The sequence below is a fragment of the Fructilactobacillus sp. X7R4C1 genome (genome assembly GCF_059901115.1).
Map to the genome: position 1 here is coordinate 74,709 of NZ_JBWXVD010000001.1, position 25,308 is coordinate 100,016.

Annotated in this window: 18 protein-coding genes, 9 tRNA genes and 1 riboswitch; of the genes, 2 read left to right on the forward strand and 25 right to left on the reverse strand. The window is 40.0% G+C overall.

Translation table 11 applies throughout. The features are described from left to right. Nucleotides 1-13 precede the first annotated feature (13 nt). The 18 genes from rpoB to AC6UC9_RS00500 form a co-directional block, all read right to left on the reverse strand. Nucleotides 14-3,652: a DNA-directed RNA polymerase subunit beta gene (gene rpoB, locus AC6UC9_RS00415; protein WP_500699272.1), complete on the reverse strand. Its 3,639-nt coding sequence runs from the start codon at nucleotides 3,650-3,652 to the stop codon at nucleotides 14-16. A gap of 258 nt (nucleotides 3,653-3,910) precedes the next feature. After that, entirely contained in the window at nucleotides 3,911-6,409 is a 2,499-nt protein-coding gene (locus tag AC6UC9_RS00420) for an ATP-dependent Clp protease ATP-binding subunit (protein ID WP_500693536.1), read from the reverse strand. Nucleotides 6,410-6,456: 47 nt separating this feature from the next. Then, on the reverse strand, nucleotides 6,457-6,930 hold the full coding sequence (locus AC6UC9_RS00425; RefSeq protein ID WP_500693535.1) for a CtsR family transcriptional regulator: 474 nt from the start codon (nucleotides 6,928-6,930) through the stop codon (nucleotides 6,457-6,459). 97 nt (nucleotides 6,931-7,027) lie between these two features. Continuing rightward, a tRNA-Pro gene (locus tag AC6UC9_RS00430) sits at nucleotides 7,028-7,101 on the reverse strand. Between the two features lie 29 nt (nucleotides 7,102-7,130). Then, nucleotides 7,131-7,204: transfer RNA gene (locus AC6UC9_RS00435), tRNA-Pro, on the reverse strand. Between the two features lie 5 nt (nucleotides 7,205-7,209). Next, nucleotides 7,210-7,283: transfer RNA gene (locus AC6UC9_RS00440), tRNA-Arg, on the reverse strand. A 109-nt stretch (nucleotides 7,284-7,392) separates the two neighbouring features. Continuing rightward, the gene (gene ppk1 / locus AC6UC9_RS00445; RefSeq protein ID WP_500700802.1) at nucleotides 7,393-9,597 is read right to left on the reverse strand and encodes a polyphosphate kinase 1; all 2,205 of its coding nucleotides are present in this window, start codon (nucleotides 9,595-9,597) and stop codon (nucleotides 7,393-7,395) included. A gap of 1 nt (nucleotide 9,598) precedes the next feature. Next, on the reverse strand, nucleotides 9,599-10,993 hold the full coding sequence (locus AC6UC9_RS00450; RefSeq protein ID WP_500693533.1) for a DUF2252 domain-containing protein: 1,395 nt from the start codon (nucleotides 10,991-10,993) through the stop codon (nucleotides 9,599-9,601). A 204-nt stretch (nucleotides 10,994-11,197) separates the two neighbouring features. After that, a tRNA-Leu gene (locus tag AC6UC9_RS00455) sits at nucleotides 11,198-11,283 on the reverse strand. A gap of 17 nt (nucleotides 11,284-11,300) precedes the next feature. Then, a tRNA-Gly gene (locus AC6UC9_RS00460) sits at nucleotides 11,301-11,372 on the reverse strand. Nucleotides 11,373-11,375: 3 nt separating this feature from the next. Continuing rightward, nucleotides 11,376-11,449, reverse strand: a tRNA-Thr gene (locus tag AC6UC9_RS00465). 10 nt (nucleotides 11,450-11,459) lie between these two features. Next, nucleotides 11,460-11,541, reverse strand: a tRNA-Leu gene (locus tag AC6UC9_RS00470). Nucleotides 11,542-11,562: 21 nt separating this feature from the next. After that, nucleotides 11,563-11,635, reverse strand: a tRNA-Lys gene (locus AC6UC9_RS00475). A 3-nt stretch (nucleotides 11,636-11,638) separates the two neighbouring features. Beyond that, nucleotides 11,639-11,711, reverse strand: a tRNA-Val gene (locus AC6UC9_RS00480). A gap of 170 nt (nucleotides 11,712-11,881) precedes the next feature. Beyond that, a complete protein-coding gene (gene serS, locus AC6UC9_RS00485) occupies nucleotides 11,882-13,171 on the reverse strand; it encodes a serine--tRNA ligase (RefSeq protein WP_500693532.1) in 1,290 nt (429 codons plus the stop codon). 252 nt (nucleotides 13,172-13,423) lie between these two features. Beyond that, nucleotides 13,424-14,062, reverse strand: a complete 639-nt coding sequence (locus AC6UC9_RS00490; protein WP_500700803.1) for a deoxynucleoside kinase — start codon at nucleotides 14,060-14,062, stop codon at nucleotides 13,424-13,426. Nucleotides 14,063-14,136: 74 nt separating this feature from the next. Further along, nucleotides 14,137-15,612: an amino acid permease gene (locus AC6UC9_RS00495; RefSeq protein WP_500693530.1), complete on the reverse strand. Its 1,476-nt coding sequence runs from the start codon at nucleotides 15,610-15,612 to the stop codon at nucleotides 14,137-14,139. A 106-nt stretch (nucleotides 15,613-15,718) separates the two neighbouring features. Next, a riboswitch (Lysine riboswitch) is annotated at nucleotides 15,719-15,888 on the reverse strand. 63 nt (nucleotides 15,889-15,951) lie between these two features. Then, the gene (locus tag AC6UC9_RS00500; RefSeq protein ID WP_500695236.1) at nucleotides 15,952-16,617 is read right to left on the reverse strand and encodes a phosphatase PAP2 family protein; all 666 of its coding nucleotides are present in this window, start codon (nucleotides 16,615-16,617) and stop codon (nucleotides 15,952-15,954) included. Nucleotides 16,618-16,752: 135 nt separating this feature from the next. Between AC6UC9_RS00500 and AC6UC9_RS00505 the strand changes: the two genes are divergently transcribed. Together AC6UC9_RS00505 and AC6UC9_RS00510 are read left to right on the forward strand one after the other, a co-directional pair. Further along, complete coding sequence (locus AC6UC9_RS00505; RefSeq protein WP_500700804.1) at nucleotides 16,753-17,604, forward strand: sulfite exporter TauE/SafE family protein; 852 nt, start codon at nucleotides 16,753-16,755, stop codon at nucleotides 17,602-17,604. Continuing rightward, nucleotides 17,601-18,002: a DUF1634 domain-containing protein gene (locus AC6UC9_RS00510; RefSeq protein ID WP_500693527.1), complete on the forward strand. Its 402-nt coding sequence runs from the start codon at nucleotides 17,601-17,603 to the stop codon at nucleotides 18,000-18,002. The genes AC6UC9_RS00505 and AC6UC9_RS00510 overlap by 4 nt, the downstream gene beginning before the upstream one ends. A gap of 60 nt (nucleotides 18,003-18,062) precedes the next feature. Here AC6UC9_RS00510 and AC6UC9_RS00515 read toward each other — a convergent pair whose 3' ends face one another. Genes AC6UC9_RS00515 through lysA form a run of 7 tightly spaced genes read right to left on the reverse strand, consistent with a single transcriptional unit; the run spans nucleotide 18,063 to nucleotide 25,230 of the window. Then, nucleotides 18,063-19,235, reverse strand: coding sequence for an aminotransferase class I/II-fold pyridoxal phosphate-dependent enzyme (locus AC6UC9_RS00515; protein ID WP_500700805.1), 1,173 nt, complete (start codon nucleotides 19,233-19,235; stop codon nucleotides 18,063-18,065). A 39-nt stretch (nucleotides 19,236-19,274) separates the two neighbouring features. Then, entirely contained in the window at nucleotides 19,275-20,327 is a 1,053-nt protein-coding gene (locus AC6UC9_RS00520; RefSeq protein ID WP_500700806.1) for an aspartate-semialdehyde dehydrogenase, read from the reverse strand. A 14-nt stretch (nucleotides 20,328-20,341) separates the two neighbouring features. After that, nucleotides 20,342-21,121 (reverse strand): 4-hydroxy-tetrahydrodipicolinate reductase, encoded by a 780-nt coding sequence (gene dapB, locus AC6UC9_RS00525; protein ID WP_500693524.1) that lies wholly within the window; start codon nucleotides 21,119-21,121, stop codon nucleotides 20,342-20,344. Further along, nucleotides 21,114-22,010, reverse strand: coding sequence for a 4-hydroxy-tetrahydrodipicolinate synthase (gene dapA, locus AC6UC9_RS00530; RefSeq protein ID WP_500700807.1), 897 nt, complete (start codon nucleotides 22,008-22,010; stop codon nucleotides 21,114-21,116). Before dapA ends, dapB begins: the two co-directional genes overlap by 8 nt. A 14-nt stretch (nucleotides 22,011-22,024) precedes the next feature. After that, a complete protein-coding gene (locus tag AC6UC9_RS00535; RefSeq protein ID WP_500700808.1) occupies nucleotides 22,025-23,209 on the reverse strand; it encodes an N-acetyldiaminopimelate deacetylase in 1,185 nt (394 codons plus the stop codon). Then, a complete protein-coding gene (gene dapD, locus AC6UC9_RS00540; RefSeq protein WP_500693521.1) occupies nucleotides 23,209-23,916 on the reverse strand; it encodes a 2,3,4,5-tetrahydropyridine-2,6-dicarboxylate N-acetyltransferase in 708 nt (235 codons plus the stop codon). The genes AC6UC9_RS00535 and dapD overlap by 1 nt, the downstream gene beginning before the upstream one ends. Nucleotides 23,917-23,919: 3 nt before the next feature. Continuing rightward, the gene (lysA, locus tag AC6UC9_RS00545) at nucleotides 23,920-25,230 is read right to left on the reverse strand and encodes a diaminopimelate decarboxylase (RefSeq protein ID WP_500700809.1); all 1,311 of its coding nucleotides are present in this window, start codon (nucleotides 25,228-25,230) and stop codon (nucleotides 23,920-23,922) included. Between the last annotated feature and the right edge of the window lie 78 nt (nucleotides 25,231-25,308).

A 25,308-nucleotide genomic window follows, 5' to 3' on the forward strand; every position in this document is an offset into this window, starting at 1 on the left:
GTACCCTCCTTTATTATTTATTGTCGTCATTTGTATCATTTTTTGAGTCGGCATCAGATGAAGTTGGAGTTTGTTTCTCATTTTCATCTTTCTTTTCTTTATCCTTCTCATTTTTATCATCTTGTTTTTGAGCAAACTTACTCAATGCGTTCACGTTAACAACGTCTTCGTCATCGTCCATGTCACGCAAATCAATTTGTTTGTTTTCGGCATCGAGAACCTTCATGTCCAGTCCCAATGCTTGTAATTCTTTAACTAATACTCGGAATGACTCAGGAACACCTGGTTTAGGAATTGGATCACCTTTGACAATTGCTTCGTAGGTCTTAACCCGTCCGACAACATCATCTGACTTGTAAGTCAAGATTTCTTGGAGGGTGTGTGCGGCACCATAAGCTTCAAGAGCCCAAACTTCCATTTCACCAAAACGCTGTCCACCAAACTGAGCTTTACCACCAAGTGGTTGTTGCGTAACTAGTGAGTAAGGTCCAATGGCTCTTGCATGAATCTTGTCTTCAGCCATATGGTTAAGTTTCAAGTAACCCATAACTCCAACAGCAATTCGTTTGTCAAATGGTTCACCGGTTCTACCATCATACAGAACCGTCTTACCATCAGCTGGCATACCAGCTTCCTTTAAAGCGTCGGTAATATCTTCACTACGAGCACCATCAAAGACTGGGGTGGCAACGTGAATTCCAAGCTTCTTAGCAGCCATTCCAAGATGCAATTCAAGCACCTGTCCAATGTTCATCCGTGATGGAACACCCATGGGGCTCAATAAGATGTCGATTGGGGTACCATCTGGCATATATGGCATGTCTTCTTCAGGAATAATGACGGAAACAGTACCTTTATTACCATGTTTTCCAGCCATCTTATCTCCAACTTGAAGTTTACGTTTCTGGGCAATGTAAACTCGAACCATCTTGTTTACACCGGGCTTTAATTCATCGCCGTTTTCCCTAGTAAAGACTTTAACGTCTTGAACAATTCCACCGGCACCATGAGGTACTCGAAGTGACGTGTCACGAACTTCTCGAGCCTTTTCACCAAAGATAGCGTGAAGTAGTCGCTCTTCAGAAGATAATTCAGTAACACCCTTAGGGGTTACCTTACCAACCAAAATATCGTTGTCATGAACTTCGGCACCGACTCTAATAATTCCGTCTTCGTCAAGATCCTTTAGTGCATCTTCACCAACGTTAGGAATTTCTCTAGTCATTTCTTCAGGTCCCAGTTTTGTATCTCTAGTTTCTGACTCATACTCTTCAATATGAATTGAAGTGTAAGCATCATCTTTAACTAGTCGTTCGGAAATGGCAATGGCATCTTCAAAGTTATAACCCTGCCATGTCATAAAGGCAACGGTTGGGTTTTGACCTAAGGCCAATTCACCATTTTCCATTGCTGGGCCATCAGCGATAATTTCATCGGCATCAACATGATCTCCAATTTTTACAATTGGAGTTTGGTTATAGTTTTTACCACCGTTAGAACGCATAAACTTCATCAATTTGTACGTATCTAAAGTGCCATTATCACGTCTTACCCGAATTTCTCTTGCATCAACATATTCAACGGTTCCAGGATACTTAGCAATCTTAGCAACTCCAGAATCATGAGCAGCTTGATATTCCATCCCAGTTCCAACAAGTGGTGCGTGTGGTCTGATCAAAGGAACAGCCTGACGCTGCATGTTAGCACCCATTAGGGCCCGGTTTGAGTCATCATTTTCTAGGAACGGAATACATGCCGTTGCCACCGCAACAACTTGCTTTGGTGAAACGTCCATGTAGTCAACGTTCTTTGAATTAGTTTCAACGTATTGGGACTTATCACGTGCCATAACCTGATCGTCTTGAAAGGTTGCGTCTTCATTTAATGGAGAGTTCGCCTGTGCAATCACGTATTTATCTTCATCGTTAGCAGTTAGGTAATCAATCTTGTCGGTAACCTTATGAGTAGTCCAATCAACACGACGGTATGGGGTTTCGATAAATCCATACTTGTTAACCCGAGCATAACTTGAAAGTGAGTTAATCAATCCAATGTTAGGACCTTCGGGAGTTTCAATTGGACAAATTCGACCATAGTGAGTGTAGTTAACATCACGAACTTCATATCCAGCACGGTCTCTAGTAATACCGCCAGGTCCTAAAGCAGATAATCGACGTTTATGGGTCAATTCACCTAACGGGTTCGTTTGATCCATGAATTGTGAAAGTTGTGATGAACCAAAGAATTCTTTAACAGAGGCCACCACTGGTCTAATATTAATTAGTTGTTGTGGTGTTACCGTTGAAGCATCCTGAATGGACATTCTTTCTCTAACAACTCGTTCCATCCGTGAAAGACCAATTCGGAATTGGTTTTGCAGTAATTCACCAACTGATCGAACACGACGGTTCCCCAAGTGGTCAATATCATCAACAGATCCAATTCCTTCTTGAAGATCCAAGAAGTAATTGATTTCAGCCAAGATATCAGCTGGGGTAATGTGTTTATAGTCCAGATCGATATTGTCATTACCAATCACTGGCACAACTTTGTCTGGATCTGTATTTGAATATACTTTAATTACTTGAACAGTAACTGGATCAGTTACGACAGCTTGATCGGAAGGATTAAAGGTGTAAGCCTTAAAATCTTTGTTAGCCAAGTACGGCTTCAACTTTTCCATCAATTCTTTGTCAATCACATCACCCTTGTTAGCGATGATTTCACCAGTATCTGGGTCAGCTAGGGTCTCGGCCAAAGCTAATCCCATTAAACGAGTCTTCATGCTCAATTTTTGGTTTGTCTTGTAACGACCAACCGGTGCCATGTCGTAACGTTTTGGATCAAAGAATCTTTGGGTTAACAAGTTTCTTGCTGACTCAGCTGTCTTTGGTTCACCAGGACGCAAGCGTTCGTAAATATCCTTTAATGATTCCTCAACACGAGAATCATCGGCATCCTTATGAACGTCTTTTTCAAGGGTAAGTGAGAGACTATCATTAGTATTTCCAAAAATATCAGTAATTTCATCATCTGAGCCAAAACCAAGGGCACGAACTAATTCAGTCAAAGGAATCTTTCTAGTACGATCAATTCGAACGTATGAAATATTCTTCGCATCAGTTTCAAATTCCATCCAAGCACCACGGTTGGGGATCACAGTTGAACTGTAAATTTCACGACCATTTTTGTCGAGATCTTTATGGTAATAAACACCTGGTGATCGCACTAATTGAGAAACGATAACACGCTCTGCACCGTTAATGATGAAAGTTCCTTGGTCAGTCATAAGTGGAAAGTCACCAAAGAAAACATCTTGAGTCTTAATCTCACCGGTTTCATGGTTGGTTAACTTGAGAGTAACGTGTAATGGGGCTGAATAATTTGCCTCATGAGCACGTGCTTCATCAACCGTGTACTTAGGTTCCAATAGTTTATAATCAACGAAATCTAGTGAAAGCTTTCCTTGAAAATCCTCAATTGGCATAATATCTTTAAACATTTGACGCAAACCTTCGTCTAAGAACCAGTTATAAGAATTTGTTTGAATCTCAATCAAATTTGGAAGATCCAATACCTTCTTAATTCTGGAATAACTTCTACGGGTCCTGTGTTTTCCATACTTTACAATGTGTCCTGCCAAGTTATTCACCTCTCCCTAAAATTCCACGAAAAAGAAATGTTACGCTTTTGTTACAAAAAGCCATATTGCTGGTTTTTGAGCAAAAAAAATCCAAAAATAAGATCTAAATCTTACTTTTGGTTCTTATAAACGCCATCACGGACAATAGATCGCAACGACTCATTTCAATTCCCAGTTACATACTCTACATATAATACAAAGAATCAAAGTAAAAGTCAATCAATATGCACAAAAACTCACAGTAAAATTTTACTGTGAGTTTTAACGTTATTTACTTAGAATTTCTTCTTTGGGATTCTTAACTTCACGTCTATTAATCGTAATCTTGTTTTTATGCGCACCGATCGTAATCTGATCACCGGGTTTGAACTTGCCCGCTAATAAGTCTTCACTCAATGGATCTTCAACTTTATCCTGCAAAGCTCTTCGAATTGGTCGAGCACCATAGGTTGGATTGTAGCCAACTTCAGCAACTAAATCAATGGCAGCTGGAGTCATTCTAACTTTGTAACCCAATCCATTGGCACGATCAATCAGTTCTTGTGACATTAACTTAACGATTCGGTGTAATTCCGACTTAGTCAAGGAATGGAAGATCACCGTATCATCAATTCGGTTCAAGAATTCTGGTTTAAAGAATTTCTTCAACTGTTCTTGAATCGTGGCCTTCATAGCATCGTAATTATCATCATTACCGGATTTTTCAGCGGCAAATCCAACGGTGTTCTTGTATTGCAGCTCTGTAGCACCAATGTTGGAAGTCATAATGATGACAGTATTTCGAAAGTCTACTTTTCGGCCCTTGGCATCGGTTAAGTACCCATCATCTAGAACTTGAAGTAGCAAGTTAAAGACGTCAGGATGAGCCTTTTCAACTTCATCAAGTAAAACAACTGAATATGGATGCTTTCGAACTTTTTCGGTCAGTTGACCACCTTCATCGTAGCCAACGTAACCAGGTGCAGAACCGACCATTCGGCTAGTCGAATACTTCTCCATGAATTCACTCATGTCAACTCTGATCATGTCATCTTCTGAGCCAAACATTGCTTTTGCCAAATCTTTGGCAAGTTCAGTTTTACCAACTCCAGTTGGACCAAGAAACATGAACGATCCAATGGGACGATTGGGATCTTTAAGTCCACTTCGTGCCCGACGAATTGCTCTTGCAACCGCTGAGACAGCTTCATCTTGTCCCACAACTCGTTCGTGTAAAATCTTTTCTAAGTTTACTAAACGCTTCTTGTCAGATTGTTTCAAATGAGTAACTGGAATTCCAGTCCATTCGGAAACAATTTGAGCAATGTCTTCAGCATTTTCTTTTAATTGATAATTGTGAGTCTTGTTAGCATCATTTTCTTTAATGCGTTGTTTTTGGGTTAAATCCGCAATCTCTTTTTGTAACTTTTGTTCTTGCTTACGAATTGAAACCGCATCTTCAAAGCGCTGTTCCTCAATGGCTTTGTCCTTATCATTTTTAACGGAACTAAGTTTTGATTCAGCGCTTGCTAACTTGTCATCTTTTCCAGTTGAATCCAGTCTAACTTTAGCTGCACCTTCATCCATCAAGTCAATTGCCTTGTCAGGAAGGTAACGATCACTAATGTAACGACTAGATAAATCAACGGCTGCATTAATGGCATCATCGGTGATTTGAACGTGATGGTGTTCTTCGTATTTGGGACGTAATCCCTTAAGAATCTTCCGTGATTCATCCTTACTTGGTTCTTCAACTTCAACCGTTGCAAAACGACGTTCTAATGCTTCATCAGATTCAATGTACTTCTGATATTCATCTAAGGTAGTAGCACCAATAACTTGAACCTGACCACGAGCAAGAGATGGCTTTAAAATATTTGAAGCATCAACTGATCCCTCAGTTCCACCAGCACCAATCAAGGTATGCAACTCATCAATAAAGAGAATGACATTGCCACTATCTTCGACTTCCTTTAAGACCTTCTTTAAACGATCTTCAAATTGGCCACGATACTTAGTGCCAGCAACCAGTGATCCCATGTCTAATTCCATTACCCGCTTATTTTGCATATCCGCAGGAACAGATTTATTCACAATTTTTTCCGCTAAACCTTCAGCAATGGCAGTCTTACCAACACCGGGTTCACCAATTAAAACTGGATTATTTTTAGTTCTTCGGCTTAAAACCTGGATGACACGACGAACTTCAGCGGTGCGTCCAACCACTGGATCGAGCTGATTATCTCGAGCAGCTTTAGTCAAATCACGTGCCAGTGAATCTAAAGTTGGAGTTTCGCTTTGTTCTGACTCACCATTCGAATTATTTTCAGAAGCCATATTAGTATCTGCAACCCCCATCTTTCGGATCGTTACTTTTCGGACTTGTTCTGGGCTAACTCCCAAGTTAGTCAAAATTCTTGAAGAGAGCATCGCATCATCACTAGTTAAAGCTAGCAAAATGTGCTCAGTACCCACTTTAGTTGATCCATACTGCTTGGCAATCTTTCCAGCTAAAGCTAAAATTTCTTTCATCTTTGGAGAATACGGCAGATACGTGTTTCCATCGACCTTTAAATTACCGTATCCAGCCAACTGCTCAATTTCTTCTCTAACGTCCGCCTCGCTGACGGCAAGTTGTTGGAGAGTTTGATAAGCAATCCCATTCTTCTCAATGGTAAGTGCCAGTAACATGTGTTCGGTTCCGACAGCTTGATGCTGGAAACTCTTAGCTTGTTCTTGGGCAATTACCAAAACGTTTTTTGCACTAGGGGTAAATAAATTATGCATATGCAAATCTCCCTTCATTTCTCTTTAAATCATAATCCATAATCAAACTAACACTCATATTTAAGCCGGTAAAGTAAAGCCTCTAAAACACTCGCTCTAACCTGATATTCCATTGCTTGATCAGGTAGTCTAATTGCCTCTTTCTTTAAAATAGCAGCAATCATGTTCTCCTCTTTCTCGGTAATGACTCCATTAGCATATAAGGTGGTTAAAATTGATTCTTCATCCTTTTCGGAAATTTCATCACCAATTGAATCAATCAAACTGTCTAGGACATCCGAATTATCCATTAAGTTGATTTTTTCAATCCTGATGTAACCACCACCACCACGTTTGCTCTCAACTAAATAACCATTACGCAACGTAAAACGTGTTTTAATTACATAGTTAATTTGCGAGGGCACCACGTCAAAATGATTGGCAATGTCCGATCGACGAATTTCGACTCGTTCTTGATCATTATCACCTAGCATATCCTTCAAATAATCTTCAATAATGTCCGATATATTACGGCTTGCCATAAACTCATCTCATCTCTGACTAATGTTGACTATTATTATACAAAGAAGATTTGTAAATTCCAAGTAAATACTCTTGGAAACCAAGGTAATAAAAAAATCGGGAAAACAAGATTCGAACTTGCGACCTCCACGTCCCGAACGTGGCGCTCTACCAAGCTGAGCTATTTCCCGATGCTTAAATATTAAAAAGTATATAAAAATCGGGAAGACAGGATTCGAACCTGCGACCCCCTGGTCCCAAACCAGGTGCTCTACCAAGCTGAGCTACTTCCCGATGAATGCACCTAGTAGGAGTCGAACCTACAACCTTCTGATTCGTAGTCAGACACTCTATCCAATTGCGCTATAGGTGCATATAAGCATTAAACGTTCAAATTCATCAGCGAACATATATTATTATACCAGAAGTATCCGATTTTGGAAAAGAAAAATAAAAAAATAACCAGAAACATCTGGTTATTTTCACCACCACAATAGCACGCCCACTACTACGATAATCGTAACGACTAGAATCGAAACATAAAACCACTCGTTTTTTAATTTGGAATCGTTTTTAACGTTAATCCGAATGTCATGACGTTTAGAAACGTGCTTTTTATTATTTAATTTGGGATCATCGATAATCTTTAAGAAGGTCTGTTGGGCGGACTTCCCTTTGGGATGCTTGAATTTAAAGTACTCCCCATCAGGCTTTAAAAAGCTCCCATCCACATCATCTTGAGCGTAAATGTCGATGATGTTTAAAAGCTGTTGTTTTAGTTTTGGATCGAGAATTGGTGCCGCTAGCTCGACACGGTTATCCATGTTTCTTGTCATTAAATCAGCAGAAGATATCCACAATTTAGAATCATCCTGAGTGAAGAATCCATAAATTCGACTATGTTCCAAAAACTCACCAACAATGCTTGAAACCACGATTTTTTCTTTTTTCCCGCAAATTCCAAGTTTAAGACAGCAAGCTCCTCTAACAACGAGCCTAAATGGTACACCCACTCTGGCCGCATCATAAATGGCTGAAATCACTTCTACATCAGTCAACGAGTTAATCTTTAAAAAGACTGCTCCTTTGCCGGTTCTTAAATAACTTTCTTTAACTTCCTGGATCCCATCAATCACTTGATCTTGAATTTGATGGGGAGAAGCTGATAAAACTTGATAACTGGGTTGAGCGGCATCTAGAGCTTGCAAGTAATCGAAAAATTTTGATAGGTCTTGAACATAATCGTCCTTACTGGTAAAGAAACTTAGATCAACAAATCCCTTCGCGGTTTGCATGTTGTAGTTTCCCGTTCCAACCTGGATATAGCCCTTGGGGTGATTGCCCTCTTTTGTTAACACCAAACAAGTTTTACTATGAACTTTCATGTCTTTTTTCCCAAAAATAACATGAACACCAGCATTCTTCAGTTTTTCAGTTACTTTCAAGTTGTTCTTTTCATCAAAACGAGCTCTTAATTCAACCACAACGGTGGTTTTAATTCCCTTTTGAGCGGCTTTTGCTAGTAAATCAACCACTTCAGAGTGTTTTGAAACCCGATACAGGGTTTGTTTAATCGCAACAGTTTTAGGATTTTCGACCGATTCTTTTAAGAACTGCAAAAACTGAGTAAACGAATCATATGGATATTGGATAAGGAGATCCTTTTGATCCAAGTACGAAAGGATTGAGGCGGAAGTCGGCCAAGTTCGAGGATTAAATTTTGCGTAACAATATTCTGGATAATCAGGCGAATACTTACTGACGATCTCAAATAGATAAGTTAAATCAACGGGACCAGGAATTTTAAAAATAGCATTCTTTTCAATCTTAAATTTATCAATAAAATCATTTAAGAAATCATCGTCAGTATTACCATCAAATTCCTCAACTTCAAATCGAGTTACCTTTCCTTTTTCCCGGTCAACAAGATACTGACGCATCCGAGAGATTGTTTCAAAATTATTATCCTCTTTTTCAACATCTAAGGTGGCATCAAGGTCTCTCGTGACTCTAAAGACGACCGTTCCAGTAATTTCTTTTCCATTGAAGAGACGCTTGAGGTTATGATTAATCAAATCTTCAAGTAAGATATACGTATCAATCCCGTTCGATTTAACCGAAAGTAAGCGGTCAAACTTAGAAGGAAGGGGAATAATCCGAATGGCTTTTTTATCATCACCCTTGACTAAGACGCCAATCGCAATTTGCTTGTTAGAAAGAAACTTTAAATCATAATTTTCATCAAACTCTTTAAAGGAAAGTGATGGTTGAATCTTCTTAATAAAGTATTGATTGACTTGATCCTTTTGTTTGTCATTAAGGTCTGCATACGACTCAATCGAACAAACATCTCTCTCCTTTAATTCTTGATTTAATTTATCGTAATCATTGTATTGGATCTTAAAATTTTCATCATTACGATCATGAATCTGATCCAGGATCTGGCTATAGTGAAGTCCAGACTTTTTTTCAATCCCATTATCACTAAGCTCCATTTGCCCTTGAACGCTTGGAACCCTGACACTATAAAACTCATCTAAATTATTTGACCCAATTGCTAAAAACTTCAGCTTTTCCAAAAACGGAGTGAACGATTCAGTGGCTAGATTAATCACTCTTCGATTAAATAAAGTCCAACTCAAATCCCGGTTATAGCACGAGTCAACATACTCTTCATTTCTCTTCATGTTATTTCAAATCCTTAATAAACGTATCATAATCAATCTCAACTTGTTTCATGTATTCATTGGCGAACTCAATGAATGACTTTTTGACCTTGTCGCTATTTTTTAGGTACCCGATAATCATCGGAAACGTTGGTGATTGACTGTGTGCCCGTGCAAGTAAGATCACACAAACTAACACGTAATCCTTAAAAGCGTCTAAATCCAACTTATTAAGATTTACGGAACCCTTCATATCCTTAAACTGACGCACGTAGTAACTCTTATTACTAGTATTAAACCATCCTAAAAATGGGTCCGATGCAGTTTGAAGAATCAGCTGACAATCAACAATATTTTCACCCAATGAATCATTTTTGTTCATACCAATAACATTGTTTTTATAAATTGGAAGGGCTTGCTTAATCTGCAAAACCAAGTAATTATTGTTAGCGTCCTCTAGTAAAACTAAAAAGCAAAGAGTGCCAACACTTCCCACTCCAACACTGTGTCTTACAATGTCGACAATCTGGAAGTTAGAGAGAAAGAAACGAATATCACTCTTGGTATGATTGTAGTAACGATCGAGTCCATCACTAATTTTTTGATAATCTTTTTTTCCTATGTGAACCGTAACCGGTTCATTATCAATAAAGCGCCGTTCCCCGTTTTTAAGAACGGTTGTATACTTTTCCACAGCGTAGTCAGAAGTACTTCTAAGGGCCTTGTTAATACTCTTAGCGGTAATTTTTTGAAACGATTTTTTAAAATGCTTCTCACCGTCTTTTAATGTACCAAAAATCTTAGAAATATTTCTGATGGAATTAGGCAATGTCAGTTTATCCATGGCTGGAATCTCCGTCATCCTGACCAAGGCACTACGATAAGCCTCCAAGACATCCCTTAAAAACGGATTAACTTCATTTGTGATGTCAAATCCTTGTTGCTTCGCGACCAATAAAGCACTTACTAGAAAACGTAATAAGTCATCTTCAAAGTGACCTACGTGAGATTCGTCAAAATCATTTAAATCGAACAAAAGTTGATGCTCTGGAGAACCATAAAAACCAAAGTTGCCAAGGTGAGCATCACCCGCAATCAACAGATTGATATCACTCATGGGAATGGTACCTAAATCATGATTCATTAGCTCAACGCTTCCCCGATAAAAAGAAAATGGATTTTTGGCCATTCGTTCTCGTTTTAATCCTAGAAGTCCACTAAGTAGCAGTGAATCACGCTCAGTCAAAATTGGTTTAATGTCCCGCTTTCTAGCTTTGAAATTCCGCATGGCTTCCATGTTGGCATCATTACTCATCTTCTCACCAACATGAATTAATTGATCATCATTCATTGAAACGTCATTAAGTAAAGCACTTACGTTATTAAGCCCATAAGGCGATTTTTTCTCGAGTTTCATATCGCTTCTCCTTTATTTGATCAATCATACCGTTATCGTAATTCTAACTTGTCATGTAAATGGAAATCAACTTATTACCCACATCACAACATCAATTTAACTCTATGATAGCGCTGTCGGACCCGTATTTCTACCTTGAATCAATATTTTAAATAAAAAAGAGAGTCCTAGTAATAGGACTCTCTTACTGTTTTAAATTTTAAATGCCGGGGACCGGGATCGAACCGGTACGGTCATCACTGACCGCAGGATTTTAAGTCCTGTGCGTCTGCCAATTCCGCCACTCCGGCAGTATGATAACAAAAAAAGCGGAAGACGGGATTCGAACCCGCGACCTCCACCATGGCAAGGTGGCGTTCTACCACTGAACTACTTCCGCATATGCCGACTATAGGATTCGAACCTACGACCTCTTCATTACTAGTGAAGCGCTCTAGCCAACTGAGCTAAGTCGGCGAAAAATCAATGCGGGCGAAGGGATTCGAACCCCCACGTCCTAAGACACTAGAACCTAAATCTAGCGCGTCTGCCAGTTCCGCCACGCCCGCATAATAATGTGTTACTGGCAATGAGCCGTGGCGGGTTCGAACCGCCGACCCTCTGATTAAAAGTCAGATGCTCTACCAACTGAGCTAACGGCTCAAATGGAGGATACAGGGATCGAACCTGTGACCTCCTGCTTGTAAGGCAGATGCTCTCCCAGCTGAGCTAATCCTCCATTGATAGATATCATTGCGATAAAGCGCAACGACAACTATTAAATAATATCATTTTGATGTTTAAGCGTCAAGAACAAATTGGTTACGCCTCAACGATCAATTCTTCTCAAACCAGTCATACAACAAATATTATTATACCGGAATGTCTTATTGATTTCTACTATTTTTGTTAAAATTTTTCATTTTTTACAATCTTCTTCATCCCATGCATATAAGGTTGAAGAACTTCGGGCACATTCACCGTTCCATCTTCATTTTGATAGTTTTCAAGGATAGCTGCAACCGTTCTACCAACGGCTAAGCCAGAACCATTTAACGTATGAACGTACTGCAATTTGCCGTTCTCATCTCTGTACTGAATGTGAGCCCGTCTTGCCTGAAAATCAAGCGTGTTAGAACAACTTGAAATTTCGCGGTACCGATTTTGAGCTGGCATCCATACTTCAAGATCATGAGTTTCAGCGGCAGTGAAGCTCATGTCACTTGACGTTAGCGTGATGACATGATAAGGCAGACCGAGTTTCTGAAGTAATGTCTCTGCTTGATGCGTAATTTCCTTTAAAGCATCCCAAGACTCCTCGGGCTTGGTAAACTGAACCATTTCAACTTTGTTAAACTGATGCAATCGAATTAAGCCCCGGGTATCTTTTCCGGCACTTCCTGCTTCTGATCTAAACGCTGGGGTCAAGGCGGTGAATTTTACTGGTAACTTCTCTTCAGAAATGACTTCGTCGCGATAGAAATTAACCAGTGGAACTTCAGCAGTCGGAATCATGGTCAAGTCACTATCTTTAATCTCAAATCCAGCCTTATTTTCTAGGAATTTAGGAAACTGACCGGTCCCAAACATTGAATCAGAATTAACCATGTATGGGGGTAAGACTTCGGTGTAACCAGCATCGGTGTTTTGATCCAAATAGAAATTATATACCGCACGTTCTAATTTGGCTCCTGCACCTAGATAGTATACGAAACGACTTCCTGATACCTTAGCACTTCGCTTGAAATCTAAAATATCTAAGTCTTCGCCAATTTCCCAGTGGGGTTTAGGGGTGAAATCAAACTTCCGTGGTTCACCAATTCGTCTTAACTCTTTTGAACCCTCTTCGGTGAGACTAACGGGAACTTCATCAGCAGGAACATTGGGTAAATGAGCCTCAATATCATGTTGTTCGGCTTTGATAGTTTCTAGCTTTTCATCCAGCGCTTTGATCTCTTTTCCAACTTCACGCATTCTGGTAATTTGATCATTTGCGTCCTCTTTATTGCGCTTGAGCTGTGAAATTTTCTCAGATACCTCATTTCGTTCCGCTTTAAGCGACTCACTTTTAACGATTAGATCACGCCGTTCTGAATCTTTTCTAAGTAAATTGTCAATCACTTCGCCAGGCACATTTCGCTCGGCTAGCTTTCCTTTATACCAGTCCGGATTACTTCTAATCAACTTCATATCTAACATTTTAATTTCCTCCCTTAAAAGACACAAAAAGACCCTCGTCATGTTGGGACGAAAGTCTTTTCGCGGTACCACCCAAGTTCCAATTAAGGCACTCGATTAATTAATAACGATAATTGCCGTGCGGGATTGGCCGCCCGAAATACGTGCTGGAATTTTCAAATGACAATTTTCACCAACATTGTCTCTCTGTGATTCTACTTAATGGGCACGTCACGTTTACTTGTTGCGTCAATTATACAATAATCTCTTAAATTATCCTAATACTTCTTGAATTTTGTCAGAAAGTCTCTTTAATACTTTGGTTCTCGCATCCGCATCTTCGACAAAATCATACTTATCCCCGTTAATCCTAATTTTGGGAGACAAGTTATAATCCTCGTACCATTTTGAATATCTCTGGTTTAATTCACGATAATATTCATACAAACTACCGTCATTATCGATTTGTTCGTATTTTCTTCCACGCTTTTTAATTCTTTTAAGCATCGTATCAAAAGAAATATCAATATAAATCAGTAGGTCCGGTATTTTCTTATATTTACCGTTAGGGATCGGTTCCATCATGTTCTTTAATAAAGAATCATAAATTTGAACTTCTGTTTCAGTTGCTCGACCAAGGTCAGCATTTAGATGAAACAGTAATGAATCTTCAAAGATTGAACGATCCATCACACTGTACTTATCAGAAGAAGCTTCCTTAATGCTGTCCAAACGTTTATTTAAAAAATAAATCTGAAGCAAAAAAGCATACTTTTTTGGGTCTTTGTAAAACAACGGAAGAATCTTATTATCATCAACGGACTCGTAATAGGATGGTGAGTTTAATTTCTCAGCCAATAATGTCGTTAACGTGGTCTTCCCTGCTCCAATAGTTCCTGATAATACAATCATTTATTTGATCCCCTTAGACTAATTTAAAGAATTTGCAATTGTAATTGTACCATTTAAAAATCATGAATTTAAGACTAGCTTTCATTCTTTTTAATTTCATCCGTATAATCTTCTGAAGGCGAGACATCCACTTGATCGAGGGGAATGATATGGGTATGATGAACAAATTTGTACCCAAAATACAAGATGATAACCAACGGAACACTCATATACGTGACCGCAATCTCAAATAAGTTGAAGTGAGCAAAGGCACCAATATCTTGACCACAAATAACAACGATACACAGGATTAAAGTGATAATTGGACCGACCGGGAACCAAGTCGCATGGTATTTAAGTTCTGAAACTTTGTGTCCTTGTTTTATAAACGCCCTTCTAAACCGATAATGTGAAAGAGCAATCCCGAACCAAGCAATAAATCCAGTCAACCCGGAAGCAGCCACTAACCACATGTAAATCTTAGATCCAAAGATACTTGTCATAAAAGTCAACAACGAAATCACCATGGTTGCTAAGAGCGCTAACACCGGAATTCCACGCTTAGATACTTTGCCAAAAACTTTTGGAGCATAACCTTCATCGGCCATCGAATACAACATTCGCGTTGAGGCATACATCCCAGAGTTGGCTGAAGAAATCACGGAGGTCAAGATGACCGCGTTCATAATACTTGCAGCTCCAGCTAATCCGGCACGTTCAAACACAATCGTGAACGGACTAATGGCAACATCTGAAGCACTTGATCCCAACAAATCGGGACTAGTATATGGAATAATTGCAGCGATCACAACAATTGCCAGAATATAGAATAAAATGATGCGCCAAAATACTTCATGAATTGCTTTTGGGACCGTCTCCCGTGGGTTTTCTGACTCTCCAGCTGTAATTCCAACTAACTCAGTTCCTTGAAATGAGAATCCAGCAATTACGAAAACACTCAGAATGCCGGGAATCCCGTTTACGAAGGGAGCCTGCTTATAGGTAAAGTTCCTCATTCCAATAAAGTGACCACCCATAATTCCAAAAATGGTCAAAATTCCGACGGCTAGAAAGATAAAAATCGTGATCACTTTGATCAAAGACATCCAGAACTCAGTTTCTCCAAACGCCTTGACGGATAAGATGTTAATCAACAAAATCAGTGACAGAGCCGCTAAACTCCAAATCCAACTCGGAAAATGTGGCAGCCAGAATTGCATGACGATTGCCACCGTACTAACGTCAACCGCCACTGTAATTGCCCAGTTAAACCAGTAGTTCCAACCCATTGCAAACCCTAAAGCTGGATCAACGTACTTAGCTGAATATGTAGCAAATGATCCAGAGACTGGCATATTAGTGGCCATTTCTCCCAAACTAGTCATCAAAAAATAAACCATGATTCCCATACATACATATGCTACTAACGCACCACCGGGACCAGCATTGTGAATTGCTCCACCACTAGTCACAAAAAGACCGGTTCCAATACAACCACCAAGGGCGATCATAGACACATGACGAGACTTTAATCCCCGCTTCACCTGTCCGTTTCCATTTTTTTCAGACATAAATTCTCCTCCTAAATAATTAAGAAGAAACCCAATAACAAAACGACAAAGAAAAAGACCCTCTTGAATAACTTCCAAAAGAGTCCACAAATTCTTACTAATCGTAATCTTAGAAAGCTCTCCGTGCAACACACGACAGTCCTTGACTTATTAAATCAAAACCCAACCAATCATTTACCACGTGATCAGTTTCGGCAACTTTCCCTTTCATAAGCCCTCATCGATTAAGTGAATCTCTGGCAAATTACTGATAAAAGTCGCGCCTCTTCTTAGAATTCATATTTCATTATAAGTAAAGTATAAGTGATAAGTTAACGATTATCAATCACTTTCATGAAATTAGTAAATTGTATTCTGAAAAATCTTTGTTGTACTTAGCTCCTTGGCCCACTTTACGTACCCATATTCACAAACTTGAAGCCATGTGTAAGCAATTAAGGCGGCACCAACGGTATCTGAAGGAAAATGGGCATTCAGATAAACCCGTGAGATCATCACTAGGAAAAGAACAATTGCTAAAATAGTTCTAATAATCCATTTAGTTGATTGTCGATTAATCATTGGAACCACTATGATCCACAGAACGCTAATCACTAGAAAAGCTCCTAAAACATGTCCACTAGGATAACTAAAGCCAGTGTCACCCGGCAAATGCATTGAAGGACGAGGCTTGGCTACGATGTGTTTAATCACAAATCCAATGGCATCTCCACCAAAAACCAGTACCAACGAAAAGAATGCCGGTATTTTATACTTAAACCACCACAACAAAACAGCAATTATAAGTATCCACACAATATCCATCTTGGGACTCGCGACAAAACTAATCATTGAGAAAATGGTTTCTTCAAATGAAGACGGGTACCCTTGAATGGTTCCAATTATCATTGAATCTAAAAAGTCAACGTAGCCAAAACTCATTTTGACTCCAATCGTCAGGATTAACGATAAGAGAAACGCAATTGTTAATTTGTACGGACGACTAACGTCCCTTCCAATCATCATAAATGCCATACCTCCAAGAATTCATATAAAAAAAGTATAACATAATATCGATTAATCGATTGAGAGAAGCGCCAAAATCGCCGTGATTAGTGTGATATAATTGCACCATGAATTTTACAGATTGGAGTTTTATTAATGATTCATAACCTTATTATCATGTTACTGGTAGGAGTTTTTGCGGGTGTTTTGGGTTCAATCCTAGGAATCGGTGGTGGGATGATCATTACACCGGTTTTAACCATCGGATTTAATCTCGACATTAAGTATGCGATTGGTGCAAGTATCATTGCCGTGATTGCTACCAGTTCAGGAGCAACGATCGCCTATCTAAAAGACAACGTCTTAAACTTACGGGTAGCCATGTTTCTAGAAATTGCTACTTCCATTGGGGCCGTTGCTGGTGCTTTACTAACTGGAGTGATCAATCCAATCTTTCTCTACATTTTATTTGGCCTGTTACTCTTCTTTTCCGGTCTAAATATGGTTAAAAAGATTTGGGGCAAACAGGTTCAAACGAATACAACCAGTGAAGATAAAATTGCAAAAGAACTCAAGCTAAATGGTTCTTACTACGATAAAAACCTAAAAAAGCAGATTGACTATAAGGTAACAAACGTTCCAGCTGGTTTAACCGTAATGTTTGGCGCCGGAATTGCCAGTGGCTTACTGGGAATTGGATCCGGTGCCTTTAAGGTAATTGCGATGGATACTTTCATGAAGATGCCACTCAAACCATCGAGTTCCACCAGTAATTTAATGATGGGAGTCACGGCAGCAGCCAGTGCCACCATTTACTTTTTTAACGGATCAATTTTGCCTCAGATCGCCGTTCCACTGGCGCTTGGAATTATCGTTGGAGCCACCGTCGGGTCACGTGTAATGCAAATCATGCCTTCCAAGTTAATTCGAATTATTTTTATTCCCATCCTAATTTACCTTGGCGTTCAAATGATTCTTAAAGGATTTGGGGTGAACTTCTTATCATGAGCACTCAAAATAATGTAAATCAAAGTGAAAAAAATCAAGAAGCTGAAAATATTCGAATCGAAAAACTTATCGGAAAAATCATGCGTATTGGGGTGATTGTTTCTGTCATCATCATGATCTTTGGACTTTTCTTGTACCTTGTTACCGGAACAACGGGGTTTGGTAGTCACTATTACCTAACCTCCTTTGGTCAACTGCTAAAGGGAATCATTCAATTAAAACCCTATTCCATCATGATGTTAGGCGTTTTTGCTTTAATCTTAACGCCGGTTCTAAGGGTGGTCGTATCAATCTATTCATTTTATAAAGAACACGATAAAATGTACGTCATCATTACTACCATCGTCTTCATCATCTTGATGATTAGTTTTTTCCTTGGAACTTACCTGCATCTTTAAACAATTTTAAACAAAAGCGGAATTAGACATTTGTCTAATTCCGCTTTTTTAATAATTACATTAACTTAAATAATTTTCCATCCGACTTAGTGCTTCCTTTAAATCGTCACTAGAAGCAGCGTAGGAAATCCGAACGTGGCCTTTACCACCGTCACCAAACGCTGATCCGGGAATTACCCCAACTTTAGCGTTTTGCGCTAAATCCTTGGCAAAACGAACGTCATCATTTCCATAATTTGCTGGAATTTTTACGAAAATATAAAACGCTCCGGTAGGATCAATCGGATCAAGCCCCATCTTCTTTAGCCGGAAAATGGCCTCATCCCGATTCTTTTGGTATTCATCTCGCATCGAAAAAGCATCATCCATCCCATTCTTAAGTGCCTCAAGTGCACCATACTGAGCAGGGTCTGATGGTGAAGAAACTAAATAACCATGCATCTTATTAGCCTGAGTGATAAATTCAGCGGGTCCAACCGTGAACCCCAGTCGATAACCAGTCATTGCGTGAGATTTAGACACTCCATTAATTACAATCGTTTGATCAGGTAAATACTCTGCCAGTGAATGATGTTTAATACCATAGGTTAACTCACTATAGATCTCATCGGTAATCACAAAGAGTGAATGTTGTTTCAGAATTGGGACAAGGGCTTTTAACTGCTCTGGTGTGTATTCAACCCCCGTTGGATTATTTGGATAATTTAAGATCAACGCTTTAGCACTGGGATGATTTGAGAGTACCTCATCCAATTCTTTAGGTGTTAAAACAAAATCAGAAGTGGACGTATCAATAAACACGGGTTTCCCACCAGCAAAACGTACTAATGACTCGTATAGGGGATAGAAAGGTGCTGGAATCAAAACTTCATCATCAGGATTAACCGTGGAAAGAATCGACGAAGCAAGCGCTTCGGTTGCTCCCATATTAACCATTACTTCAGTATCAGGATCATACTTTAAATTATATTTCTTTGCCATAAAGTTGCTGATGGCATCTCTTAAAGATTTGATTCCTTTATGAGGAGAATAATGCGAGTGATTATCTTCAATACTCTTCATCATTGCTTTTTTAACGTGTTCAGGGGTGTTAAATCCTGGTTCTCCCACTGATAGCATAATCAACCCGTCAATATCAGATATCGACTCCGAAAAAGCTCGAATTGCTGATGGTTGCAGTTGAGTTAAATTCTTGTTAAACCGATTTTGCAAGTTTTCATTTAAAGTAGGCATGTTAATCCTCTTCCCTATCATCATCAAGAAATTCAATCATTAAATCAAATCTCTTTTAACTAATTCTTCGCCAATTTCGACCGTATTTAGTGCAGCACCCTTTAATAAATTGTCGGCTACCACCCACATATTATAGGCATCACCATTTTCTTGGTCCGGTCGAACTCTTCCGACATATGTATCTTCTTTGCCAGCAGCGTCGATTGGTTGTGGGTAGAGTTGTTTTTTGGGATCATCTTTAAGAGTTACTCCCGGAGCATCATTTAAAATCCTTTGGATCTTTTCACGACTGGCGGCTTTTTCATCCTTGACCGTGAAATAAACTGACTCACCGTGACAAATCTCCACTGGAACTCTGACACAGGTAGCAGTCACCTTAATATCTCCAGAATCCATATCATTCAGCATGATTTTCTTCGTTTCGTGAATCATCTTCCACTCTTCGTGAGTATAACCGTCTTTTTCAAACACATCGATTTGGGGTAAAAGGTTAAACGCTAGCGGATAATGTTCCTTTTCACCTTTGACTGGGAAAATGTGAGCATCCATCTTTTTGCCATCAAGGTGTTCTTGCGCTTCATCTTTTAATTCATCAAGTCCACTCTGACCGGCACCTGAAGCAGCTTGATAAGTAGAAACAATAATTTGTTTCAACCCAAACTGCTTTCTAATCGGCTCTAACGCCACTACCATTTGAATGGTGGAACAGTTTGGATTGGCAATGATCCCATGATGATTCTCTAAAGCATCTGGGTTCACTTCTGGCACAACCAGGGGAACATCCGGGTCCATTCGAAACGCACTCGTGTTGTCAACCGCAACGGCACCACGCTTCACGGCTTCTGGTAACAATTTTTTGGAAACCGAACCGCCAGCTGAAGCAAGGACTAAATCAACACCGTTAAATGAGTCGGGAGTAGCCTCTTCGACGGTTAACTCGTCACCTTGATACTCGAGCTTTTTCCCAGCGGATCTTTTAGAAGCCAACAATTTCAGACTTTTAACCGGGATACTTGATTCAGCTAACTTATCCATGAGACGTGTTCCAACGGCGCCAGTGGCACCTAAAATTGCGACATTATACTCTTTCATTACTACTTGCCCCTCTATAAAATATTTTCTAATCCAACAACTAACCCATCTAAACCGTCAACTCTCTCAATGGCAACCCTTAAACCATTCATAAATGAATCACGATCAAAGGAATCTTGACGAATGGTGAGTGCTTCACCATCTCCGCCAAACAGCACCTGTTCATGAGCAACATATCCAGGAAGCCGAACGGAATGAATCGGAACTCCATCATACTCGGCTCCACGAGCACCCTTTAGGGTTTCCTCAGTGGATAAAGCTTTGGGTCGTTTCTTTCTTCCCTCACTGATTAACTTGGCCGTATTAATGGCGGTCCCAGACGGAGCATCCTTTTTATCCTGATGATGCATCTCGATCACCTCTGCATTAGGGAAATACTGAGCTGCCTCTTTAGCAAATTTCATTAACAATACCGCTGAAATTCCAAAGTTCGGTGCAATAATCCCACTCACATTTTCATTGTCCGCTAATTTTTGCAATTCAGCTAGTTGATCATCACTTAACCCACTGGTTCCAATAACCGGATGAATCCCATGATCCAAGGCAAATTTAGTGTTTGGATAAGCTGCTTTTGGAACCGTAAAATCAACCCAAACGTCTACATCTGGTCCCTTAATCTGATCAAAATCGTTATAAACTTTTACGTCTTTTGGTAAATCATAACTTTCAGGACTCAAATCGTTCGCTTTCGGGTCATATACGCCTATCAAATTAAAATCACCATTCTTTTCAATCATCTTAACGGCCTTTTGGCCCATTGAGCCACGAAAGCCTGCTACTAATACTTTAATCATTTAAAATGTCTCCTAAAGAATCAACGTCTAGTGCTTTTGCCAATTCTTTTTTCTCATCTTGATTTAGGGTTGCAATTGGTAAACGACAACCACCCACATTTAAACCATTAGCATTTAAAGCTGCTTTAGTCGGTGATGGTGAAGGATACATAAATAGCGCCTGCATCTTTGGTGTTAACCAACGTTGAAGCTTGCCAGCTGCTTTGTAATCCCCCTGATCTAAATCATCGTACATTCCCCTTAATTGCTTACCATAGACATGGGAAGCAACCGAAATCACTCCATCACCACCAAGCATCTTAGTTGCTAGTGCTTGTGGATCTTCACCACTGTAAACCAGAAAATCATCTGGAGTGTTGGAAATGATGTATTCCATATCAGGAAGTGAGCCACACTGCTTAATTCCAGCAATGTTATTGTATTCGGATAATTCCACGACCGTTTCCTTATCCATGTTCACGCCCGTTCGTCCAGGAATGTTATAGATGATGATTGGTTTATCTGAATGATCGGCAACGTACTTAAAGTGTTCCTTCATGCCCCGTTGGTCGGGTTTGTTGTAATAAGGCACAACCACCAAGCCATAATCAATCCCATCTAATTGCATCACTTTCTGGTTAAACTCAGCCGTTTGTCGGGTATTGTTTGAACCAGTCCCTGCAATTACCGGATACTGATCGCCCACAATCTTGCCAAATTCACCGTACAGTTTTAATTTTTCGTCTTCAGATAATGTCGGAGTTTCACCAGTCGTTCCGCCGACCACAAATCCATTGGTCCCCGTATCAACCAAATGTTTAATCAGCTTCTTAAGCTGTGTAATATCAACCTCACCGTCATTGCCAAACGGGGTGACGATGGCCGTTAATAAATCTGCTTTTTCTACCATGATTATGATCTCCCCTATTTTTTTGTTCCTTGTTGCATTCGATAATTCAAAAATCCGATAATGGCTCTACTTCCAATCGCAATTGCCTTTGTATTGGGGGTAAGCGTCGCCTCATGAAGCTGAGACTTTGGGTCATCAATTCCCAACCAAAACATTGTTCCGGGGATTTTTGACAACAAATAACCAAAATCTTCTCCCGTCATTGCGGGCATCGTGTTAATAAAATCAACGTTTTTTTGTTTTTCCATGTAATCAATAAAATTACTGGTTAACTTCGGATTATTCTCGACTGGCAAATAACCGCCCTGATTCAGGTTGAGTTTAACCTGGCAGTCGTAACTCACTGAAATCCCATTAGCGACTTCTTTTAACCGCTTATCAATCAACTCAATCATTTTCTGGGTCAGACCCCGAATCGTTCCTTCAATTCGAGCATGACCAGCGATCACATTTCGAATGGTACCGGCTTCCATTTTTCCAAAGGTAACAACCCCGCCTTCAATCGGATCAACACTCCTTGATACAATCGTCTGAACCTGATTAATAAACTGACTGGCGGCCACAATCATGTCGTTTGCATCCTGCGGATAAGCAGCATGACCACTTTTTCCGATCAGGTCAACGTTGACCTCGGTTGTCCCAGCGAACAGTGTACCCATCCGACAACCGATTGCCCCAACCGGAAGCTGGGGGTTGTCATGTAGACCATAAAATTCATCTGGATGCCACTTCCCGGTAAAAATACCATCCTCGTATGCCACCTTACCGCCATTTTCACTTTCTTCAGCTGGTTGAAAAAAAACTAACAAATTATCTTGGGGTTGATGAGCAGCATAGTAATTCAAGATACTCAACGCAACCGTCATGTGGATATCATGACCACACGCATGCATCACACCATCATTTTTTGACACAAACGTTAAATTCGTTTTTTCCTTAACTGGTAACGCATCAATATCCGTTCGGTATCCAATGGTGCGCTTGGGATCAGTTCCATGGACCAGCACCAAAATCGCCGTTGGTAACTTTTCTGGTACATTAACTTCCATGTAGTCCGTTTTAAACTTATCAATGACTTCTTTTAGATATTCATGGGTCTGAAATTCATGCATCGCTAATTCTGGAATTTGGTGAAGATGACGATAAATTTCAAGGAGATCATCGTCACTCAACTTGGTCGGGTTATTTGACACATTCATCACTTCCTTAAGTCGTCTTCAAGTTTAGTCTTAGACTTGGTCTGAGTGTCGATGTCCTTGATCTTTTTAGCAGGAACCCCGGCTACCATGGTATTAGGTTCAACATCATGCAAAACCACTGAGCCAGCAGCAATCACTGCACCCTCACCAACATGAACGCCTTCAATCACAACCGCATTAGCACCAACTAAGACGTTATCGTCAATTCGAACCGGTTTAGCACTAGCTGGTTCAATCACACCGGCCAAAACAGCACCAGCACCGATGTGACAATGCTTTCCAACGATCGCACGACCACCCAGGATGGTCCCCATGTCAATCATAGAATCATCACCAATCTCAGCTCCAATGTTGATTAAAGCTCCCATCATTATGACAACATGCTTTCCAATTGAGACCTGATCACGAATAATAGCACCAGGTTCGATCCGAGCGTCTAGGTTCTTGGTATCAAGTAATGGAACGGCAGAATTTCGTGCATCACTTTCAATTTCATAACTACTGATTAATTTTTTATTCTTTTTAAGAAATTTAGAAACGTTAGCCCAGTCGCCAAAAATGACACCAGTTTTGTTAGTGGTAAAATTCTCAATTCCCTTAGGAAATTTGATTTTTCCTAACTTACCTTTCAAATAAACCTTGACTGGGGTCTTTTTGTCTGAGTTAGAAATAAATTTAATGATTGACTGTGCATCTAATTGTGCCATCTTCTAGTTCTCCTTTAATTTCTTATCTAAGTGGGTCAGGTCCGCATAACTCTCACGTTGGACCGCTAACTGTGCTTTACCATCTTCAACAAACACAACGGCTGGCCGTGGATTTCGATTATAGTTGGAAGCCATTGAGTATCCGTAAGCCCCGGTGTTGAAGATTACAAAAATGTCTCCCGGTTGGCTCTTTGGGAGCGGTTGATTCTTAATCAAGATATCACCTGATTCACAGTATTTCCCGGCAATTCGGACGGTTTCAACCGGCTTTCCATCAACATTGCCTGCAAGAGCGCCTTCATAGTCTGCTTCATATAAAGCTGGCCGAATGTTATCACCCATCCCACCATCAACGGAAACGTACGACTTAATCCCGGGGACATCTTTTCTGGAACCAATTGTGTACAAACTATAACCTGCTGAACCGACGATTGAACGGCCCGGTTCAATCCAAATTGATGGAGTTGGTAAATCAGCCTCAGTCGTTTTTTCTTTAATCTCATCCACAATGGCTGAAACGAAGTCCTCTGGGGCGACGGGATGTTCTTCGTCGGTGTATTGAATACCAAAACCACCACCAACGTTGATTACTTTCGCCGTGTAATCAAAATCGTCATGCCAGTGCTTCATTACATCAACAAGTTTATCGGCAGCTCCCACAAAGCCTTCGGGTGAAAAAATCTGAGACCCAATGTGAGCATGAACCCCTTTCATATTCATTCGCTTCTCAGAAAGGACCTTTTGTAAAGCTTCATCAGCTTGTCCTGATGCCAGATCGAATCCAAACTTACTGTCGACCTGACCCGTTTGGATGTACTCATGAGTATGAGCTGAAATACCAGGGGTAATCCGTAACATCACGTCGATGTTTTTATCTTGCTCTTCTAGCACGTCGTGGAGTAACTCAATTTCATGGAAATTATCCAACATAATCGTTCCCACTCCGTTTTTGACAGCCATCGTTAGTTCGTCTTTTGATTTATTGTTGCCGTGAAAACTGACCCGTGCCATCGGAAAGTCAGCTTGAAGTGCAGTGTACAACTCGCCACCGGAAACTACGTCAATTCCAGCTCCCTCTTGCTTCACAATTTGATACATTCCAACCGTGGCAAACGCCTTACTAGCATAATTAACCGAGTATTTAACTTTACGGTCCTCAAAAACCCGTTTAAATTTTTCAATTTGACTCCTGATCTTACTAACGTCATAAACCTCTAGGGGTGTTCCATATTCTTTTGCTAAATCACTGGCCTTAATCCCACCAATGTACAAATCATGATTTCTTATATCTTGCTTATCAATAACCGACTTCATCTCGCACCTCTTAAATAATTTATAAAAAAAGATCTTTTTGCTCAGGAGTTGAACAAAAAGATCTAAAAATAATTAATT

Excerpts from the sequence above, each read along its gene's own strand:
- serS (WP_500693532.1), bottom strand. The coding sequence starts at position 13,171 with ATGTTAGATATGAAGTTGATTAGAAGTAATCCGGACTGGTATAAAGGA.
- lysA (WP_500700809.1), bottom strand. The coding sequence starts at position 25,230 with ATGAAGTCGGTTATTGATAAGCAAGATATAAGAAATCATGATTTGTAC.
- AC6UC9_RS00490 (WP_500700803.1), bottom strand. The coding sequence starts at position 14,062 with ATGATTGTATTATCAGGAACTATTGGAGCAGGGAAGACCACGTTAACG.
- ppk1 (WP_500700802.1), bottom strand. The coding sequence starts at position 9,597 with ATGAAGAGAAATGAAGAGTATGTTGACTCGTGCTATAACCGGGATTTG.
- AC6UC9_RS00495 (WP_500693530.1), bottom strand. The coding sequence starts at position 15,612 with ATGTCTGAAAAAAATGGAAACGGACAGGTGAAGCGGGGATTAAAGTCT.
- AC6UC9_RS00505 (WP_500700804.1), top strand. The coding sequence starts at position 16,753 with ATGATTCATAACCTTATTATCATGTTACTGGTAGGAGTTTTTGCGGGT.
- AC6UC9_RS00535 (WP_500700808.1), bottom strand. The coding sequence starts at position 23,209 with ATGAATGTGTCAAATAACCCGACCAAGTTGAGTGACGATGATCTCCTT.
- AC6UC9_RS00510 (WP_500693527.1), top strand. The coding sequence starts at position 17,601 with ATGAGCACTCAAAATAATGTAAATCAAAGTGAAAAAAATCAAGAAGCT.
- AC6UC9_RS00450 (WP_500693533.1), bottom strand. The coding sequence starts at position 10,993 with ATGAAACTCGAGAAAAAATCGCCTTATGGGCTTAATAACGTAAGTGCT.
- AC6UC9_RS00520 (WP_500700806.1), bottom strand. The coding sequence starts at position 20,327 with ATGAAAGAGTATAATGTCGCAATTTTAGGTGCCACTGGCGCCGTTGGA.
- dapD (WP_500693521.1), bottom strand. The coding sequence starts at position 23,916 with ATGGCACAATTAGATGCACAGTCAATCATTAAATTTATTTCTAACTCA.
- AC6UC9_RS00420 (WP_500693536.1), bottom strand. The coding sequence starts at position 6,409 with ATGCATAATTTATTTACCCCTAGTGCAAAAAACGTTTTGGTAATTGCC.
- AC6UC9_RS00425 (WP_500693535.1), bottom strand. The coding sequence starts at position 6,930 with ATGGCAAGCCGTAATATATCGGACATTATTGAAGATTATTTGAAGGAT.
- dapB (WP_500693524.1), bottom strand. The coding sequence starts at position 21,121 with ATGATTAAAGTATTAGTAGCAGGCTTTCGTGGCTCAATGGGCCAAAAG.
- AC6UC9_RS00515 (WP_500700805.1), bottom strand. The coding sequence starts at position 19,235 with ATGCCTACTTTAAATGAAAACTTGCAAAATCGGTTTAACAAGAATTTA.
- dapA (WP_500700807.1), bottom strand. The coding sequence starts at position 22,010 with ATGGTAGAAAAAGCAGATTTATTAACGGCCATCGTCACCCCGTTTGGC.
- AC6UC9_RS00500 (WP_500695236.1), bottom strand. The coding sequence starts at position 16,617 with ATGATGATTGGAAGGGACGTTAGTCGTCCGTACAAATTAACAATTGCG.